Origin of the sequence: Burkholderia sp. AU27893, from assembly GCF_002223205.1 — a bacterium.
Classification (GTDB): Bacteria; Pseudomonadota; Gammaproteobacteria; order Burkholderiales; family Burkholderiaceae; genus Burkholderia.
The window spans coordinates 2494142-2510998 of record NZ_NKFD01000001.1; the positions used below are offsets into that span (position 1 = coordinate 2494142).

Consider the following 16857-nt stretch of genomic DNA (forward strand, 5'->3'; position numbering starts at 1 on the left):
CTTAGCGGATGATGCCGCGTTGCGACGCGTCGATGAACTCGACGAGCGCCTTCACGGGTGCGTCGCCCTCGCCGCCCGCCGCCGCCAGCTCGCGCAACTGCACTTTCGCTTCCTCGAGCGACAGGCCGTTCTTGTACAGCAGGCGGTACGCGCTGCGCAGCGCGGAGATCGCGTCGGGCGAGAAACCGCGCCGGCGCAGCCCTTCGACGTTGATCCCGTGCGGTTCGGCCTTGTTGCCGGCCGCGATCACGAACGGCGGAATGTCCTGCACGAGCGCCGATGCGCCGCCCAGCATCGAGTGCGCGCCGATGCGCACGAACTGGTGGACGCCCGACATCCCGCCGACGATCGCCCAGTCGCCGATCTCGACGTGGCCGGCCATCTGGGCGTTGCTCGACAGGATCACGTGGTTGCCGACGGTGCAGTCGTGACCGATGTGCACATAGGCCATGATCCAGTTGTCGTCACCGAGCGTCGTCACGCCGCCGTCCTGCACGGTGCCCGTGTGGATCGTCGTGAATTCGCGGATCGTGTTGCGGCTGCCGATCACGAGCTTCGTCGGCTCGTCCTTGTACTTCATGTCCTGCGGACGACCACCGACCGACGCGTAATGGCCGATGCGGTTGTCCTCGCCGAGCGTCGTATGGCCTTCGATCACGCTGTGCGAGCCGATCGTCGTACGCGCGCCGATCGTGACGTGCGGACCAATGATCGCGTACGGGCCGATCTCGACCGATTCGTCGATCTGCGCGCCCGGTTCGACAATCGCGGTGGGATGAATCCTGGTCATGCGCCGTTGCCTCTCGATGTGATGTGTCGCGTTGCGTTGCCTGTCCGTGCCGCGTCGCTCAGGGCGCCACGTCGGTCGTCTTGACCGTGCACATCAGTTCGGCTTCCGCCGCCACCTTGCCGTCCACTTCCGCCACCGCCTTGAACTTCCAGATGCCGCGGATGTAGCGTTCGAACGTCACGTTCAGAATCAGTTGGTCGCCCGGCTCGACCGGACGCTTGAAGCGCGCGCCGTCGATCCCGACGAAGTAGTACAGCGTGTTCTCCGGATCCTTCGGCTGCTCTTCCGAGAAGGTCAGCAGCGCCGCGGCCTGCGCGAGCGCTTCGAGGATCAGCACGCCCGGCATCACCGGCCGCTTCGGGAAATGCCCCTGGAAGTACGGCTCGTTGATCGACACGTTCTTCAGCGCTTTGATGCCCTTGTGCGGTTCGAGTTCGAGCACGCGATCGACGAGCAGAATCGGGTAGCGATGCGGCAGCAGCGTGAGGATCTTGTGGATGTCGAGATTGATTTTTTCAGTGCTCATGATGGTTCGTCTCACGCAGAGGCTGCGCGGTGGTGATGCAAAGGCTGAAGCGGGCCGGCGTGCGGCCCAGTCTGGCAAACCGGGCCGGTTGCGCTGGCCGTGCCCGGTTCGAGGTCTCGCATGATGCGCTCAGGCGTCCGTGCCGCCCTGGGCGGCGAGCGCGGCTTCGAGCGCCTTGATGCGCTCGCGCAGCTTGTCGAGGTTGCGCACGAGCGCGGCGCTCTTGTTCCACTCGCCGTGGTCGACGGCCGGGAACGCGCTGGTATAGATGCCGGCCTTCGGCAGCGACTTCGATACGCCCGACTTCGCGGTGATGATGACATAGTCGCCGAGCGTCACGTGGCCGGCGATCCCGGCCGCGCCGCCGATCATGCAGTGGCGGCCGATCGTCGTGCTGCCCGCGATCCCGGCGCTGCCGGCGATCACCGTGTAGGCGCCGATCCGGCAGTTGTGGCCGATCTGCACCTGGTTGTCGATCTTCACGCATTCCTCGATGACGGTATCCGCCATCGCGCCGCGATCGATCGTCGTGTTCGCGCCGATCTCGACGTCCGGGCCGATCGTGACGCCGCCGACCTGCGGGATCTTGACCCAGCTGCCGGTGCGCGCATCGCCGTCGCCGACGAAATCCGGCGCGAAGCCGAAGCCGTCGGAGCCGATCACGGCGCCCGCATGGATGATCGCGCGCGGGCCGACCTTGCAGCCGTGGTACACCGACGCGTTCGGATACAGGCGCGAGCCCGCGCCGATCGTCGTGCCGCGGCCGATGAACACGTTCGCATCGAGCTGCACGCCATCTTCGATCACCGCACCGGCCTCGACCGTCACGTGCGGGCCGATCACCGCAGTCGCGGCGACCTGCGCGGCCGGATCGATCGTCGCGCTCGGATGCACGCCGGCGGCGCGCTGCGGCGTGGCCAGGTCGATGAACATCTGCGCGACGCGCGCGAAGTACGCGTACGGATTCGGCGTCACGATGAAGTTGCGACCGCTTGCGGCCGCGCCCAGCTTTTCCAGATCCTTCGGCGCGATCAGCACCGCGCCGGCGCGGGTCGACTCGACCTGCGACAGGTACTTCGGATTCGCGAGGAACGCGAGTTGCTGCGGGCCTGCCTGGTCGAGCGGTGCGAGCCCGCCCACCTTGCACTGTGCGTCGCCGGCGATCTCGCCGCCGAACCGCTTTACGAGTTCCTCAAGCGTCAATGCCATTCGTCGTCTGCTCCGTTCAGTTCGTCGAGCCGGACGCGAGCGCCTTGAGCACCTTGTCGGTGATGTCGATGCGCGGGCTGACGTACACGGCTTCCTGCACGATCAGGTCGTAATTCTGCTGCTCGGCGATCTGCTTGATGACCTTGTTCGCCCGCTCGAGCACGGCCGCCAGCTCCTCGTTGCGGCGCTGGTTCAGGTCTTCGCGGAACTCGCGCTGCTTGCGCTGGAAGTCGGTGTCGAGCTGGGCGAGATCACGCTGCTTCTGCGCGCGGTCGGCCGCCGACAGCGACGCGCCGTTCTTGTCCAGCGAATCGGACATCGACTTCAGGCGCGCCGCCAGATCCTGCAGATCCTTGTCGCGCTTCGCGAACTCGGCTTCGAGCTTCGTCTGCGCCGCCTTCGCGGGCACCGACTCGCGCAGGATCCGATCCGAATTGACCGCCGCGATGCGGGCGACGTCCTGTGCGTGCACCGTCGCCGCGCCCAAGGCCAGCGCAACGGTCAGCGCGCACATCACTCGTTTCGAAAACTTACCGGTTAGCAAAATTACCCTCTCGTTGCTGTTGTCATGCGTTCGGTCAGAACGCCGTCCCGATCTGGAACTGGAATTTCTGGTACTGGTCGCCTTCGTGCTTCTGCAGCGGGAACCCGAGGCTCAGCTTCAGCGGGCCGATCGGCGAGATCCACGCGAGACCCACACCGTAGCCGTAACGCAGGCCGTTGGCGCCCGTACTCGTGCCGCCCGGCGCGTTGCCCCACACGTTACCGCCGTCGAGGAACGTGAACACGCGCAGCGTGCGGTCGTAGCCCGTGCCCGGCAGCGGGAACGTCAGCTCGATGTTGCCGACGACCATCTTCGAACCGCCGATCGGGTCGTTCGTCTTCGTGTCGCGCGGGCCCAGCGAGCTCGGCTCGTAGCCACGCACGGAGCCGATACCGCCCGCGTAGTAGTTCTTGAAGATCGGGTACGGGTTGCCGATACCGTTACCGTAGCCGCCTTGCAGGTTCAGGCCCAGGATGAAGCCGCGCGAGAACGAATAGTAGTACTGGGCCTGCAGGTCGGCCTTGTAGTACTGGATCTTGCCGACCGGCACGCCGTACTCCATGTTCGCCTGCGTGAAGTAGCCGCGGCTCGGAATCAGCGCGCTGTCACGCGCGTCGCGCGACCACGCGACCGTCAGCGGCACCGTGTTCGACACGCGGCCGAACTGGTTCACGTAATCCTGGTAGCTCTGCGGCGTGTTCGAATCGACGTCGAGACGGTTCTGCTCGAAGCCCGCGCCGAAGTAGACGGTGTCGACTTCCGAGAACGGAATGCCGAACTTCAGGTTGCCGCCCGCGCTGATGATCCGGAAGCTCGAGCTCGTCGAATAGTAGAGCGGCTGGTACGTGCGATAGTAGACGTCCGTGATCCGCTTGATGCCGTCGACCGTGAAGTACGGGTCGACCTGCGTGACGGTCAGCGTACGGTAGCTCTTCGCGGTGTTGACGTTCACCGACAGGCTGGTACCCGAACCGAACACGTTGTCCTGCGACACGCCCGCCGACAGCACGACCTTGTCCGTCGACGAGAAGCCGGCGCCCAGCGTGATCGCGCCGGTCGGCTTTTCGTCGACCTTCACGTTCACGTCGACCTGGTCGTTCGTGCCTTCCACCGGCAGCGTCGTCACGTCGACGTTGGTGAAGTAGCCGAGACGGTTCACGCGATCCTTCGACAGCGCGAGGCGGTTCGAATCGAACCACGAGCTTTCGAGCTGGCGCATTTCGCGGCGCACCACTTCGTCGCGCGTGCGCGTGTTGCCGACGACGTTGATGCGGCGCACATACACGCGGCGGCTCGGATCGACGACGAGGTTCAGGTTCACCTTGTGGTTCGCCTGGTCGATGTCCGGCTGCGCGTTGACGGTCGCGAATGCGTAGCCGTACTCGCCGAGCTTGTCGACGATCGACTTGGTGGTCTGCTGCAGCTTTTCGGCCGAGAAGCGATCGCCCGGCTTGATCTTGATCAGCTTGTTGAGTTCGGCTTCGCGATCGAGCAGGTTGCCCGACAGCTTGATGCCCGACACCGTGTACGGCTCGCCTTCGTGCAGCGTGACCGTCAGGTACATGTCCTTCTTGTCGGGCGAGATCGACACCTGGGTCGAATCGATGTTGAACTCGAGATAGCCGCGGTTCAGGTAGTACGAGCGCACCGCCTCGAGGTCGCCGGTGAGCTTTTCCTTCGAGTACAGGTCGTTCTTCGTGTACCAGGAGAACCAGTTCGGCGTCGACAGCTGCATTTCGTCGCGCAGCGTGCTGGTGCTGAATGCCTTGTTGCCGATGAAGTTGATCTGGCGGATCTTCGCGCTCGGGCCTTCGGCCACCGCGAACAGGATCGACACGCGGTTCGCGTCGACCGGCGTGATCGTCGTCTTGACCTCGGCCGCGTAGAAGCCGCGCGTGAGGTACTGGCGCTTGAGTTCCTGCTCCGCCTTGTCGACGAGCGCCTTGTCGTAGTAACGGCCGTCGGCGAGGCCGACTGCGCGCAGCGCCTTCGTCAGGTTGTCCTTGTCGAATTCCTTCGTGCCGGTGAAGTCGATCGACGCGATGGCCGGACGCTCCTGCACCTGCACGATCACGACGTTGCCCTGCGTGGCGATGCGTACGTCGTTGAAGAAGCCCGTCGCGTACAGCGCGCGGATTGCTTCGGATGCCTTGTCGTCCGTGAAGGTATCGCCCTGCTTGATCGGCAGGTAGGCGAACACCGAACCCGCTTCGACGCGCTGCAGCCCCTCGATCTTGATGTCTTGCACCACGAACGGTGCCGCTGCATGGGCCGCGAGGCCGTGCGCGGCGAGCGCGGCCGCTGCAACTGTCTTAGGTACAAAGCGATGAGGTTTGAACAACATGCATCCCCAATATTTAGCTGCATCAAATCAGGCGGCTGCCCAGCGGCCGCCGCCTGACGCTTCAGAAATGGATTAACCGAGCCAGATCGTTGAACAGCGCGATCGCCGACAATGCGACGATGCAGATCAACCCGGCTCTTTGCAGAATCAGCTGCCAGCGCTCCGAGACGGCTTTCCCGGTCGCGGCTTCAACCGCATAATATAACAGATGCCCCCCGTCCAAAACGGGAATCGGCAACAAGTTCAGGACGCCAAGGCTAATGCTGACAAGGGCGAGGAACGACAGGAACGCCGACGGACCGAGCCGCGCGCTCTTGCCCGCGTAGTCCGCGATCGTCACCGGGCCGGACAGGTTCTTCAGCGACGCGTTGCCCGTGATCATGCGCCCGAACATCTTCAGCGAATACACGGAGATGTCCCACGTCCGGTGCGCGCCGAGCTGCAGGCTTTCGATCGGCCCATATCGCACGTCGACGGACGGCGCATGCATCGACAGCGCCGCGCCGATCCGGCCGACCTGCTGCCCCGATTCGTCGTCGCGCTGCATCTGCGGCACGATCGATACCGTCTGCGCGGCGCCGTCGCGCTCGATCTGCAGCTCGAGCGGCTTGCCCGCATGGTGTTTCACGAAATCGATGAAGCGCGACGCGCCGCCGATCGGCTTGCCGTCGAGCGCGACCAGCTTGTCGCCGGCCTTCAGGCCCGCCTGCTCCGCCGCGCTGCCGGGCTGCACCGACGCGACCGACAGCGTGCCGCCGCCGGTCTCGAAGCCCAGATGGGCCATGAAATCGTCGTCGAGCTGACTGTCGGGAACATGGCGGAGGTCGACGCGGAAATCGAACGTCGTGTTGCCGTCGCGTGCGCCGAGCACGATCTCGCGGTGATCGAACGCAGCGGCCAGCAGCTTCCAGCGCAGGTCCGACCACGACCGCACCGGCTCGGCCTCGCCGCCCTGCGCGTTGCGGATCGACACGATCTGCTCGCTGCCGTCGAAGCCCGCGCGCGCCGCCACCGTGCCGGTGGCCGGCGGTGCGACGATCGCGGCCGGTTCGGTTACGCCGGTGGCGAATACGACGGAAAACAGCACGATTGCCAACAGGAAGTTGGCAATCGGCCCGGCTGCAACGATCGCGATGCGCTTGTAGACGGACTGCCGGTTGAACGCCTGGCCGAGCTCCTCGGGCGCGATGCCGGGGCCGGGATCGCGCTCGTCGAGCATCTTCACGTAGCCGCCGAGCGGCAGCGCCGACAGCGTCCACTCGGTGCCCGTCCTGCGGCTGACCCAGCGCGCGACGGGCTGGCCGAAGCCGATCGAGAAACGCAGCACCTTCACGCCGCACCAGCGCGCGACGCGATAATGTCCGTACTCATGCACGACGACCAGCACCCCGATCGCCACCGCAAACGCGATCAGTTCGACCAGCACGTTCATGAGCACTCCATTCAGACAGTGCGCTCCACGCGTGGCGCAGGCGCTTTCGCAATGATCTCGGCGGCGAGGCGGCGTGCCTCGGCATCCGCCGCCAGGACATCCTCGAGCCCGTCGGGCGTACGGTTCGGCAGCGCGTTGAGCACGGCGTCGACCGTCGCCGCAATCGCCATGAAGCCGATGCGACGCTCGAGAAACGCTTCGACCGCGACTTCGTTCGCCGCGTTCAATGCGGCGCTCGCGATGCCGCCTTCCTCGAGCGCCTTCAGCGCAAGCGCGAGACACGGGAAGCGCGCGCAATCGGGTTTCTCGAACGACAGCTGGGCAATTTGCGCGAGATCGAGCTGTTCGACGCCCGCATCGACACGCTCGGGGAACGCGAGCGCATGCGCGATCGGCGTGCGCATGTCGGGATTGCCGAGCTGCGCGAGCACCGAGCCGTCGCGATACGACACGAGCGAATGGATCACGCTCTGCGGGTGGATCAGCACGTCGATGCGCTCGCCCGGCAGCCCGAAGATCCAGTGCGCCTCGATCACCTCGAGGCCCTTGTTCATCATCGTCGCGGAATCGACCGAGATCTTGCGGCCCATCACCCAGTTCGGGTGCTTGCACGCCTCATCCGGCGTCACATCGACGAGCGTGGCCGGTTCGCGCGTGCGGAACGGGCCGCCCGACGCGGTCAGGATGATCTTCGAGATCCCGCCATGCTCGGCCGCGTCGCGCGGCATGCACTGGAAGATCGCGTTGTGTTCGCTGTCGACCGGCAGCAGGATCGCGCCATGGTCGCGCACGGCGTCCATGAAGATCGCGCCCGACATCACCAGCGCTTCCTTGTTCGCGAGCAGGATGCGCTTGCCGGCGCGCGCGGCCGCGAGGCTCGGCGCCATGCCGGCCGCCCCGACGATCGCCGCGACCACCGTGTCGCAGCCGTCGCTCTTCGACACGTCCACGAGCGCCTGCGGCCCGTGCAGCACGGTCGTCTTGCTGCCCGCCGCGCGCAGCTTCGCGTCGACCTGCGCGGCCGTCTCGGCATCGCCGACCACCGCCACCTCGGGCGCGAAGCGCAGGCATTGCTCGACCAGCTTGTCGCCGTTGCGGTGTGCGGTCAGCGCATAGACCGAGAAGCGCTCGGGATGGCGCGCGACCACGTCGAGCGTGCTGTCTCCGATGGAGCCCGTGGAACCGAGCAATGTCAGGCGTTTTTGCATAACAGAATGAGTGGTTTAACCAAGCAGCAGCATCGCGAGCGGCAGCACCGGCAGCAGCGCGTCGACACGGTCGAGCACGCCGCCATGGCCTGGCAGCAGTCCGCTCGAATCCTTCACGCCCGCCTGCCGCTTCAGCAACGATTCGAACAGGTCGCCGATCACGCTGTATGCGACCAGCAGCGTCAGTGCGGCCCATGCGCCGGGCATCCCGTAGCGCACGGCGAACGCGGAAAACAGGGTCGGCTCGAATGCATGCGCGACCATCGCGACGCCGGCGACGACCATCACGGCGAGCCAGCCACCGATCGCGCCCTCCCAGCTCTTGCCGGGGCTGATCGTGATGGCCAGTTTACGCTTTCCGAACGCCTTGCCGGCGAAGTATGCGCCGATATCGGCGAGCCAGACGACCAGAAGCAGCGACAGCACGAACGGTACGCCCTGCGCACGCGCCGCGACGAGCGCATGCCAGCAGGCCGCGAAGACCACGAGGCCGGCCGCGAGCAGGAACGGCCGCCATACGCCGCCCGCGAGCGCCGGCTTGCGCCGCAGCGTGAACGGGCCGACCAGCAGCCAGAACACGCCGGCTGCCATGAAAAGGGGACGGGACGAAGCCGCATCGACGCCGAGCGGCGCCGTTGCCGCGAGCGCCAGCGCCGCGACGACTGCATAGACGACCGGGCCGACGCCGCCGAGCTTGAGCAGTCGCGCCCATTCCCACGCGGCAAACACGAGCACGACGCCGATCAGCGCGCCGAACGCGGTGAGCGGCGCGAACAGCGTCACCGGCAGCAGGACCGCCAGCATCACGATCGCCGTGATCACACGGGTTTTCAGCATGAAAGGGAGTCGGCGTTCTGCGATTGCGGTTCGAGCTGTGCGCTCGTGCGGCCGAAACGGCGCTCGCGCTCCGTATACGACGCCATGGCGTCGGCCAGCGCCGCGCCGTCGAAATCCGGCCAGTATTTGTCGGTGAAATAGAATTCGGCGTACGCGAGTTGCCACAGCAGGAAGTTGCTGACGCGCTGCTCGCCACCGGTACGGATGAAGAGATCGGGCTCCGGCGCATAGGCCATCGCCAGGTGCGGCGCGAACGCGTCCTCGGTCACTTCGACCTCGCGACCCTCGCGCACGGCCTGCTCGACGAGCTTCTTCGTCGCCTGCAGGATGTCCCACCGGCCGCCGTAGTTGGCTGCGATGGTGAGCGTAAGACGGGTATTGCGCGCCGTCTTGGTTTCGGCGCGGCGAATCAGCTCGCGGATGCGCGGCTCGAAGCGGTCGAGATCGCCGACGACACGCAGGCGGATCCCGTTCGCGTGAAGCTTGCCGACCTCGCGCTCGAGCGCGGTGATGAAGAGGCGCATCAGGAACGACACTTCGTCGTTCGGACGGCGCCAGTTCTCCGAACTGAACGCGAACAGCGTCAGGTATTCGACGCCGGCGCGCGCGCAGCCTTCGACCACCGCCCGCACGGCATCGACGCCGCGGGTATGCCCCGCGACGCGCGGCAAGCGGCGTTCGGTCGCCCAACGGCCGTTGCCGTCCATGATGATCGCGATGTGACGCGGCACGACGCCGACGTCAGGCACGCGAACGGTAGAGCTGGTATAGGTCATGGCCGTTGAGACAGTAATGCGGGAAGAAGGCGGCGCGCGAGGACGGTCGTCAGACCGTCATGATCTCGGCTTCCTTGCTCTGCACGAGCTTGTCGATTTCGGCAACGTGCTTGTCGGTCAGCTTCTGCACGTCGTCGCTTGCACGACGCTCGTCGTCTTCCGAGATTTCCTTGTCCTTCACGAGCTTCTTGAGCGCTTCGTTCGCGTCGCGGCGCAGGTTACGGATCGCGACCTTGGCCGTTTCGCCTTCGCTCTTGACGACCTTGGTCAGCTCGCGGCGGCGCTCTTCCGTCAGCGCGGGCATCGGCACGCGGATCAGGTCGCCGGCGGTGGCCGGGTTCAGGCCCAGGTCGGCTTCGCGAATGGCCTTCTCGACCTTCGCGACCATGTTCTTTTCCCACGGCTGCACGCCGATCGTGCGCGCATCGACGAGCGTCAGGTTGGCGACCTGCGAGATCGGCACCATCGAGCCGTAGTAGTCGACCTGCACGTGATCGAGCAGACCGGTGTGTGCACGGCCCGTACGGATCTTTGCCAGATCGTTCTTGAACGCTTCGATCGAGCGCTGCATCTTTTGCTCGACGCCCTTCTTGGTATCAGCGACACTCATTTCAACCTCCGAACCTTCTAACCTTCAAATAACACGGGCCCTGCCCGGCGCAGCGGATGCGCCGCGGCCGATGGCCCGCATCCGCGGGAGTTTACACGTGGACGAGCGTACCTTCGTCCTCGCCCAGCACGATGCGCTTGAGCGCGCCCGGCTTGTTGATCGAAAACACGCGAATCGGCAGCTTCTGGTCGCGGCACAGCGCAAAGGCGGTCGCGTCCATCACCTGCAGGTTGCGGCTGATCGCCTCGTCGAAAGTGATCGTCGTGTAACGCGTGGCCGACGGATCCTTCTTCGGATCGGCAGAATATACGCCATCGACCTTGGTCGCCTTCAATACGACCTCGGCGCCCACTTCCGAACCGCGCAGCGCGGCGGCCGTGTCCGTCGTGAAGAACGGGTTGCCCGTACCGGCCGCGAAGATCACGACGCGGCCTTCCTCGAGCTGGCGGATCGCGCGGGGCCGGATGTACGGCTCGACGACCTGGTCCATCCGCAGCGCGGACTGCACACGCGCCTCGATGCCGGCGTGGCGCATCGCGTCCTGCAGCGCCAGCGCGTTCATCATCGTCGCGAGCATCCCCATGTAGTCTGCCGTCGCGCGGTCCATGCCGGCCGCGCCACCCGCGACACCGCGGAAAATATTACCGCCACCGATCACGACCGCGAGCTGCGTACCGAGACGCACGACTTCGGCGATATCGGCCACCATCCGTTCGATCGTCGCGCGATTGATGCCGAAGGCATCGTCGCCCATCAGCGCTTCGCCGGAGAGTTTGAGGAGGACGCGTTTATAGGCATTGGACATAGGGGCTTCCGAGCGACGAGAGGATGACAACCACGAACTGTAGGGGCGAAATACTGATTCGGGCAAGCGCCGACGGTCGGACCGGGTTTCCCGGCCGGCCGGCGGCGGCGCCGACCGCGGCGGAGCGGACGCCCGCCGCGGATACTGCCTGACTGCTTACGGCTTACTGCTGCTTTGCTGCTGCGACTTGCGCGGCCACTTCGGCGGCGAAGTCGTCCTGGCGCTTCTCGATGCCTTCGCCGACGACGAACAGTGCGAACTTCTGCACTGCGGCATTGGCTGCCTTCAGCATCTGCTCGATCGACTGCTTGTCGTTCTTCACGAACGTCTGGTTCAGCAGCGACACTTCCTTCAGGTACTTCTGGACGCTGCCGTCGACCATCTTCGCGACGATTTCAGCCGGCTTGCCCGATTCCGCAGCCTTCTGCTCGGCCACGCGGCGTTCCGTCTCGATCAGTTCCGCCGGCACGTCGGCCGACGACAGCGCGACCGGCTTCATGGCCGCGATGTGCATCGCGACGTCCTTGCCGACCTGCTCGTCCGCGCCCGTGTACTCGACGATCACGCCGATACGCGCGCCGTGCAGGTACGTGGCGATCTTGTTCGCGGTTTCGAAACGGACGAAACGGCGGATCGAGACGTTCTCGCCGATCTTGCCGACCAGCGCAAGACGCACTGCGTCGACCGTCGAGCCGTCGAGCGGCAGCGCCGACAGTGCAGCCACGTCGGCCGGGTTTTGCGTCGCGACGAGTTCTGCAACCGTCTTCGAGAATGCGAGGAAGTCGTCGTTCTTCGCGACGAAGTCGGTTTCGCAGTTCAGTTCGACCAGCGAGCCTGCGTTGCCGCCGACGAACGATGCGACGACGCCTTCTGCCGTCACGCGCGATGCCGCCTTGCTCGCCTTGTTGCCGAGCTTGACGCGCAGCAGCTCTTCAGCCTTGGCCAGGTCGCCGTCGGCTTCCGTCAGCGCCTTCTTGCACTCCATCATCGGTGCGTCGGTCTTTGCGCGCAGTTCTGCCACCATGCTTGCGGTAATTGCCGCCATCATTCGCTCCTTGAGTCTGTATTCACAACGCCGCCCGCTTGGACGCGAACGGCCGAGATTCGTTTCCGGACCCGCACCCATTCGGCGCGATCAGGTCCGGCGCACAAGCTTAAAAAAAGGGGGCCTGTTGAGAGCCCCCTTTTTGCGCCGGCTCGGGGCCAGTTACGCGTTTTCCTCGACGTACTCGTCGTCGCCGCGTGCGGCCTGGACCACTTCGTTGACCGCGTTCGCACGGCCTTCGAGGATCGCATCGGCCACGCCTTCGGCGTACAGCGCGACTGCCTTGCTCGAGTCGTCGTTACCCGGGATCACGTAATCCACACCTTCCGGCGAGTGGTTCGTATCGACCACGGCGATGACCGGCACGCCCAGCTTGTTCGCTTCGGTGACAGCAATCTTGTGGTAGCCGACGTCGACGACGAAGATCGCGTCCGGAATGCCGCCCATGTCCTTCACGCCGCCGATCGACTTTTGCAGCTTGGCGATTTCGCGTTCGAACAGCAGTGCTTCCTTCTTGCTCATCTTTTCGAGCTCGCCTGCCTCGACTGCCGCTTCCATGTCCTTCAGGCGCTTGATCGATACCTTCAGCGTCTTGAAGTTGGTCATCATGCCGCCGAGCCAGCGTGCGTTGACGAACGGCATGCCTGCGCGCTGCGCTTCCTGGGCGATCGTGTCACGCGATTGACGCTTCGTGCCGACGAACAGGATCGTGCCGCGGTTCGCTGCCAGCTGGCGCACGTACTTCTGTGCGTCCGTGAACATCGGCAGCGTCTTTTCGAGGTTGATGATGTGAATCTTGTTGCGGTGACCGAAAATGAACGGAGCCATCTTCGGGTTCCAGAAGCGCGTCTGGTGACCGAAGTGGACACCCGCTTCCAGCATTTGGCGCATCGTAACTGCCATGTAAATTCTCCACGAGGGTTGGGTCTTAAGCCGGCCGCCGTACCGCCGCGCGATCCCACCCCGAAGGGCGCGAATGCCGCGCGGCCGGCACCCTGGTTGCGCCGGCTTGCGATTCGACACGTGCAAGCGCCCGTGCCGTAAGCCTTCCATCCACCCTGCCGCCCCAACATGGGGCAAGCGCGGCAATTGGATATCGACTTAGCCAAAGAGTATAGCACGCCGATTTGTCCGCTCTCAAGTCGCTCACCACTTTCGCTTGCCGCGCGGCAGCCGGCCGGACAATCCGCGAAAACCCGCATCCGCACCGCCGGCAGGGGCTGCGACGCCTGCCAGAAGGTGCGATAATCCGTCAATTCACCGCATTCCAGGCATACCTCGATGGCTATTACGCTCAAAAACGAACACGATATCGCCGAGATGCGCGTCGCCTGCCGTCTCGCGAGCGAAGTGCTCGACTTCATCACGCCGCACGTCGTCGCGGGCGTCACGACCGCCGAACTCGACCGCCTCTGCCACGAGTTCATGCTCAATGAACAGGGCACGATCCCGGCGCCGCTGAACTACCAGCCTCCCGGCTACCCGCCGTACCCGAAGGCCACCTGCATTTCGGTCAACGACGTGATCTGCCACGGCATTCCCGGCGAGAAGGTGATCAAGAACGGCGATGCGCTGAACATCGACATCACCGTGATCAAGAACGGCTACTTCGGCGACACGAGCCGCATGTTCATCGTCGGCGAGGGTTCGATTCTCGCAAAGCGCCTCGTGCAGACCACCTACGAATGCATGTGGCTCGGCATCGACCAGGTCAAGCCGGGCGCGCACCTCGGCGACATCGGCTACGCGATCCAGAAGCACGCGGAAGCGCAGGGCTACAGCGTCGTGCGCGAATACTGCGGCCACGGCATCGGCACGGTGTTCCACGAAGATCCGCAGGTCGTCCACTATGGCCGTCCGGGCACCGGCATCGAACTGAAGGCCGGGATGATCTTCACGATCGAGCCGATGATCAACGCCGGCAAGCGCGACATCCGCACGATGCCCGACCAGTGGACGGTCAAGACGCGCGACCGCAGCCTGTCGGCGCAGTGGGAGCACACGGTGCTCGTCACCGAAACCGGCTACGAGGTGCTGACCGTGTCGGCCGGCACGCCGGCGCGCCCGGTGTTCGCGCAACCGGCCGCCGCCGTCTGAGCGCCGTCGCGCCAGCCCGCCCCACCCGCACCTGAACGGCCGCCCATGAGCGCTCACGCAGCCCCCTCGCCCGAAGCGCTGTCGCGGCGCGCCGAATTCAAGGCCGCCAAAGCGGAGATGCTCGAGCGCTTTCGCCGCGCGGCGAACGTCGCGTCGCTGATGCACGCGCTGTCGAAACTCACCGACGAAGCGCTGAAGCGCGTGTGGGACGACTGCGGGCTGCCCGCGACGCTCGCGCTCGTCGCCGTCGGCGGCTACGGGCGCGGCGAGCTCGCGCCCTATTCCGACGTCGACATCCTCGTGCTGCTGCCCGATGCGCACGATCCGGCCCTCGACGCGCGCATCGAGCGCTTCATCGGCATGGCGTGGGATCTCGGCCTCGAGATCGGCAGCAGCGTGCGCACGGTCGCGCAGTGCATCGAGGAGGCGTCGCAGGACGTCACGGTGCAGACCTCGCTGCTGGAAGCGCGCCGCATCGTCGGCAGCACCGCGCTGTTCGAACGCTTCACGGTGCGCTACCACGAGGCGCTCGACGCCCGCGCGTTCTTCACCGCGAAGGTGCTCGAGATGCGCCAGCGCCACGCGAAGTTTCAGGACACGCCTTACAGCCTCGAGCCGAACGTGAAGGAAAGCCCCGGCGGGCTGCGCGACCTGCAGACGATCCTGTGGATCGCGCGCGCGGCCGGTTTCGGCAGCAGCTGGCGAGAGCTCGACACGCGTGGCCTCATCACCGATCGCGAGGCGCGCGAGCTGCGTCGCAACGAAGGTTTCCTGAAAACGCTGCGCGCGCGGCTGCACGTGATCGCCGGCCGCCGCCAGGACATGCTCGTGTTCGACCTGCAGACGCAGGCCGCCGAAAGCTTCGGCTATCGGGCGACGCAGGCCAAGCGCGCGAGCGAACAGCTGATGCGCCGCTACTACTGGGCCGCGAAGGCCGTCACGCAGCTCGCGACGATCCTGATCCAGAACATCGAGGCGCAGCTCTTCCCCGCGACGAGCGGCATCACGCGCGTGCTGTCGCCCGACCGCTTCGTCGAGAAGCAGGGCATGCTCGAGATCGTCGACGACGGCGTGTTCGAACGCCACCCCGACGCGATCCTCGAAGCGTTCCTGTTGTACGAGACGACCCGCGGCGTGAAGGGCTTATCGGCCCGCACGTTGCGCGCGCTGTACAACTCGCGCGAGATCATGAACAACACGTGGCGCCGCGATCCGCAGAACCGCGACACGTTCATGCGGATCCTTCAGCAACCCGAAGGAATCACGCACGCGTTCCGGTTGATGAACCAGACGAGCGTGCTCGGCCGCTACCTGCTGAACTTCCGCCGCATCGTCGGCCAGATGCAGCACGACCTGTACCACGTGTACACGGTCGACCAGCACATCCTGATGGTGTTGCGCAACATCCGCCGCTTCGCGGTGGCCGAGCACGCGCACGAATATCCGTTCTGCAGCCAGCTGATCGGCAACTTCGAGCGCCCGTGGGTGCTGTATGTCGCGGCGCTGTTCCACGACATCGCGAAGGGCCGCGGCGGCGACCACTCGACGCTCGGGATGGCCGATGCGCGCCGCTTCTGCCGCGAGCATGGCATCGCCGGCGACGATGCGGCGCTGATCGTGTGGCTCGTCCAGCATCACCTGACGATGAGCCAGGTCGCGCAGAAGCAGGACACGAGCGACCCGGAAGTCATCAAGCGCTTCGCGGAAGTCGTCGGCAACGAGCGGTACCTCACCGCGCTGTACCTGCTGACCGTCGCCGATATCCGCGGCACGAGCCCGAAGGTGTGGAACACGTGGAAGGGCAAGCTGCTCGAGGATCTGTACCGCATCACGCTCGCGGTGCTCGGCGGAGCCAACCCCGATGCGCATTCGGAGCTGAAGTCGCGGCAGGAGCAAGCGCTCGCGCTGCTGCGTCTCGAGACCGTGCCCGACGACGCGCATCGCGCGCTGTGGGATCAGCTCGATGTCGGCTTCTTCCTGCGTCACGACGCGGCCGACATCGCGTGGCAGACACGCGTGCTGTACCGGCACGTGAATGCCGAAACCGCGATCGTGCGCGCGCGGCCGTCGCCGATCGGCGACGCGCTGCAGGTGCTCGTGTACGTCAAGGATCGCCCCGACCTGTTCGCCGGCATCTGCGCGTATTTCGACCGCAACGGGCTGTCGGTGCTCGACGCACGCGTCAGCACGACGCGGCACGGCTATGCGCTCGACAACTTCATCGTCACGCAGACCGAACGTGACGTGCGGTATCGCGACATCGCGAATCTCGTCGAGCAGCAACTCGCGTCGCGGCTCACCGAAACCGCGCCGCTGCCGGAGCCGTCCAAGGGCCGCCTGTCGAGGCTGTCCCGGACGTTTCCGATCACGCCGCGCGTCGACCTGCGGGCCGACGAGCGCGGCCAGTACTACATCCTGTCCGTGTCGGCCAACGACCGGCCGGGCCTTCTCTATTCGATCGCGCGCGTACTCGCCGAGCATCGGATCGGCGTCCACGCGGCGCGGATCAATACGCTCGGCGAACGCGTCGAGGACATCTTCCTGCTCGCGGGTGCCGGCCTGTCCGACAACCGCCTGCAGATCCAGCTCGAAACCGAATTGCTGCGTGCGATCGCAGTCTGAATGAATCCCAGC

At 65.6% G+C, this 16857-nt stretch carries 15 protein-coding genes; 2 read left to right on the forward strand and 13 right to left on the reverse strand.

Annotated elements, in window-relative coordinates:
* Nucleotide 1: 1 nt before the first annotated feature.
* The 13 genes from lpxA to rpsB form a co-directional block, all read right to left on the reverse strand.
* The gene (gene lpxA / locus CFB47_RS11790; protein WP_089456423.1) at nucleotides 2-790 is read right to left on the reverse strand and encodes an acyl-ACP--UDP-N-acetylglucosamine O-acyltransferase; all 789 of its coding nucleotides are present in this window, start codon (nucleotides 788-790) and stop codon (nucleotides 2-4) included.
* A 58-nt stretch (nucleotides 791-848) separates the two neighbouring features.
* A complete protein-coding gene (gene fabZ, locus CFB47_RS11795; RefSeq protein ID WP_011352450.1) occupies nucleotides 849-1316 on the reverse strand; it encodes a 3-hydroxyacyl-ACP dehydratase FabZ in 468 nt (155 codons plus the stop codon).
* A 129-nt stretch (nucleotides 1317-1445) separates the two neighbouring features.
* Nucleotides 1446-2525: a UDP-3-O-(3-hydroxymyristoyl)glucosamine N-acyltransferase gene (gene lpxD, locus CFB47_RS11800; protein ID WP_089461230.1), complete on the reverse strand. Its 1080-nt coding sequence runs from the start codon at nucleotides 2523-2525 to the stop codon at nucleotides 1446-1448.
* Between the two features lie 16 nt (nucleotides 2526-2541).
* Nucleotides 2542-3039, reverse strand: coding sequence for an OmpH family outer membrane protein (locus tag CFB47_RS11805; RefSeq protein WP_011352452.1), 498 nt, complete (start codon nucleotides 3037-3039; stop codon nucleotides 2542-2544).
* 64 nt (nucleotides 3040-3103) lie between these two features.
* Entirely contained in the window at nucleotides 3104-5413 is a 2310-nt protein-coding gene (bamA, locus tag CFB47_RS11810; RefSeq protein ID WP_089440436.1) for an outer membrane protein assembly factor BamA, read from the reverse strand.
* A gap of 61 nt (nucleotides 5414-5474) precedes the next feature.
* Complete coding sequence (gene rseP, locus CFB47_RS11815) at nucleotides 5475-6845, reverse strand: RIP metalloprotease RseP (RefSeq protein WP_089440437.1); 1371 nt, start codon at nucleotides 6843-6845, stop codon at nucleotides 5475-5477.
* A gap of 11 nt (nucleotides 6846-6856) precedes the next feature.
* A complete protein-coding gene (locus tag CFB47_RS11820) occupies nucleotides 6857-8053 on the reverse strand; it encodes a 1-deoxy-D-xylulose-5-phosphate reductoisomerase (RefSeq protein ID WP_089461231.1) in 1197 nt (398 codons plus the stop codon).
* 15 nt (nucleotides 8054-8068) lie between these two features.
* A complete protein-coding gene (locus CFB47_RS11825) occupies nucleotides 8069-8890 on the reverse strand; it encodes a phosphatidate cytidylyltransferase (protein WP_089461232.1) in 822 nt (273 codons plus the stop codon).
* Nucleotides 8884-9666 carry a polyprenyl diphosphate synthase gene (uppS, locus tag CFB47_RS11830; protein ID WP_006478494.1) on the reverse strand — a complete coding sequence of 261 codons (783 nt, stop codon included), beginning with the start codon at nucleotides 9664-9666 and terminating at the stop codon, nucleotides 8884-8886. The genes CFB47_RS11825 and uppS overlap by 7 nt, the downstream gene beginning before the upstream one ends.
* A 49-nt stretch (nucleotides 9667-9715) precedes the next feature.
* Nucleotides 9716-10276, reverse strand: a complete 561-nt coding sequence (gene frr, locus CFB47_RS11835) for a ribosome recycling factor (RefSeq protein ID WP_039342717.1) — start codon at nucleotides 10274-10276, stop codon at nucleotides 9716-9718.
* Nucleotides 10277-10367: 91 nt separating this feature from the next.
* Nucleotides 10368-11081 (reverse strand): UMP kinase, encoded by a 714-nt coding sequence (gene pyrH, locus CFB47_RS11840; RefSeq protein ID WP_011352459.1) that lies wholly within the window; start codon nucleotides 11079-11081, stop codon nucleotides 10368-10370.
* 163 nt (nucleotides 11082-11244) lie between these two features.
* Entirely contained in the window at nucleotides 11245-12126 is an 882-nt protein-coding gene (gene tsf, locus CFB47_RS11845; protein WP_089440440.1) for a translation elongation factor Ts, read from the reverse strand.
* A 162-nt stretch (nucleotides 12127-12288) separates the two neighbouring features.
* Nucleotides 12289-13029, reverse strand: coding sequence for a 30S ribosomal protein S2 (rpsB, locus tag CFB47_RS11850; RefSeq protein WP_006752149.1), 741 nt, complete (start codon nucleotides 13027-13029; stop codon nucleotides 12289-12291).
* Between the two features lie 378 nt (nucleotides 13030-13407).
* Here rpsB and map point away from each other — a divergent pair, with 378 nt between their 5' ends.
* Entirely contained in the window at nucleotides 13408-14223 is an 816-nt protein-coding gene (gene map / locus CFB47_RS11855; protein ID WP_012328760.1) for a type I methionyl aminopeptidase, read from the forward strand.
* Nucleotides 14224-14268: 45 nt separating this feature from the next.
* On the forward strand, nucleotides 14269-16845 hold the full coding sequence (locus tag CFB47_RS11860) for a [protein-PII] uridylyltransferase (RefSeq protein ID WP_089440441.1): 2577 nt from the start codon (nucleotides 14269-14271) through the stop codon (nucleotides 16843-16845).
* Nucleotides 16846-16857: the final 12 nt, after the last annotated feature.

Coding starts and splice junctions, on each gene's coding strand:
- lpxA (WP_089456423.1), bottom strand. CDS start 790: ATGACCAGGATTCATCCCACCGCGATTGTCGAACCGGGCGCGCAGATC.
- fabZ (WP_011352450.1), bottom strand. CDS start 1,316: ATGAGCACTGAAAAAATCAATCTCGACATCCACAAGATCCTCACGCTG.
- lpxD (WP_089461230.1), bottom strand. CDS start 2,525: ATGGCATTGACGCTTGAGGAACTCGTAAAGCGGTTCGGCGGCGAGATC.
- CFB47_RS11805 (WP_011352452.1), bottom strand. CDS start 3,039: ATGTGCGCGCTGACCGTTGCGCTGGCCTTGGGCGCGGCGACGGTGCAC.
- bamA (WP_089440436.1), bottom strand. CDS start 5,413: ATGTTGTTCAAACCTCATCGCTTTGTACCTAAGACAGTTGCAGCGGCC.
- rseP (WP_089440437.1), bottom strand. CDS start 6,845: ATGAACGTGCTGGTCGAACTGATCGCGTTTGCGGTGGCGATCGGGGTG.
- CFB47_RS11820 (WP_089461231.1), bottom strand. CDS start 8,053: ATGCAAAAACGCCTGACATTGCTCGGTTCCACGGGCTCCATCGGAGAC.
- CFB47_RS11825 (WP_089461232.1), bottom strand. CDS start 8,890: ATGCTGAAAACCCGTGTGATCACGGCGATCGTGATGCTGGCGGTCCTG.
- uppS (WP_006478494.1), bottom strand. CDS start 9,666: ATGACCTATACCAGCTCTACCGTTCGCGTGCCTGACGTCGGCGTCGTG.
- frr (WP_039342717.1), bottom strand. CDS start 10,276: ATGAGTGTCGCTGATACCAAGAAGGGCGTCGAGCAAAAGATGCAGCGC.
- pyrH (WP_011352459.1), bottom strand. CDS start 11,081: ATGTCCAATGCCTATAAACGCGTCCTCCTCAAACTCTCCGGCGAAGCG.
- tsf (WP_089440440.1), bottom strand. CDS start 12,126: ATGGCGGCAATTACCGCAAGCATGGTGGCAGAACTGCGCGCAAAGACC.
- rpsB (WP_006752149.1), bottom strand. CDS start 13,029: ATGGCAGTTACGATGCGCCAAATGCTGGAAGCGGGTGTCCACTTCGGT.
- map (WP_012328760.1), top strand. CDS start 13,408: ATGGCTATTACGCTCAAAAACGAACACGATATCGCCGAGATGCGCGTC.
- CFB47_RS11860 (WP_089440441.1), top strand. CDS start 14,269: ATGAGCGCTCACGCAGCCCCCTCGCCCGAAGCGCTGTCGCGGCGCGCC.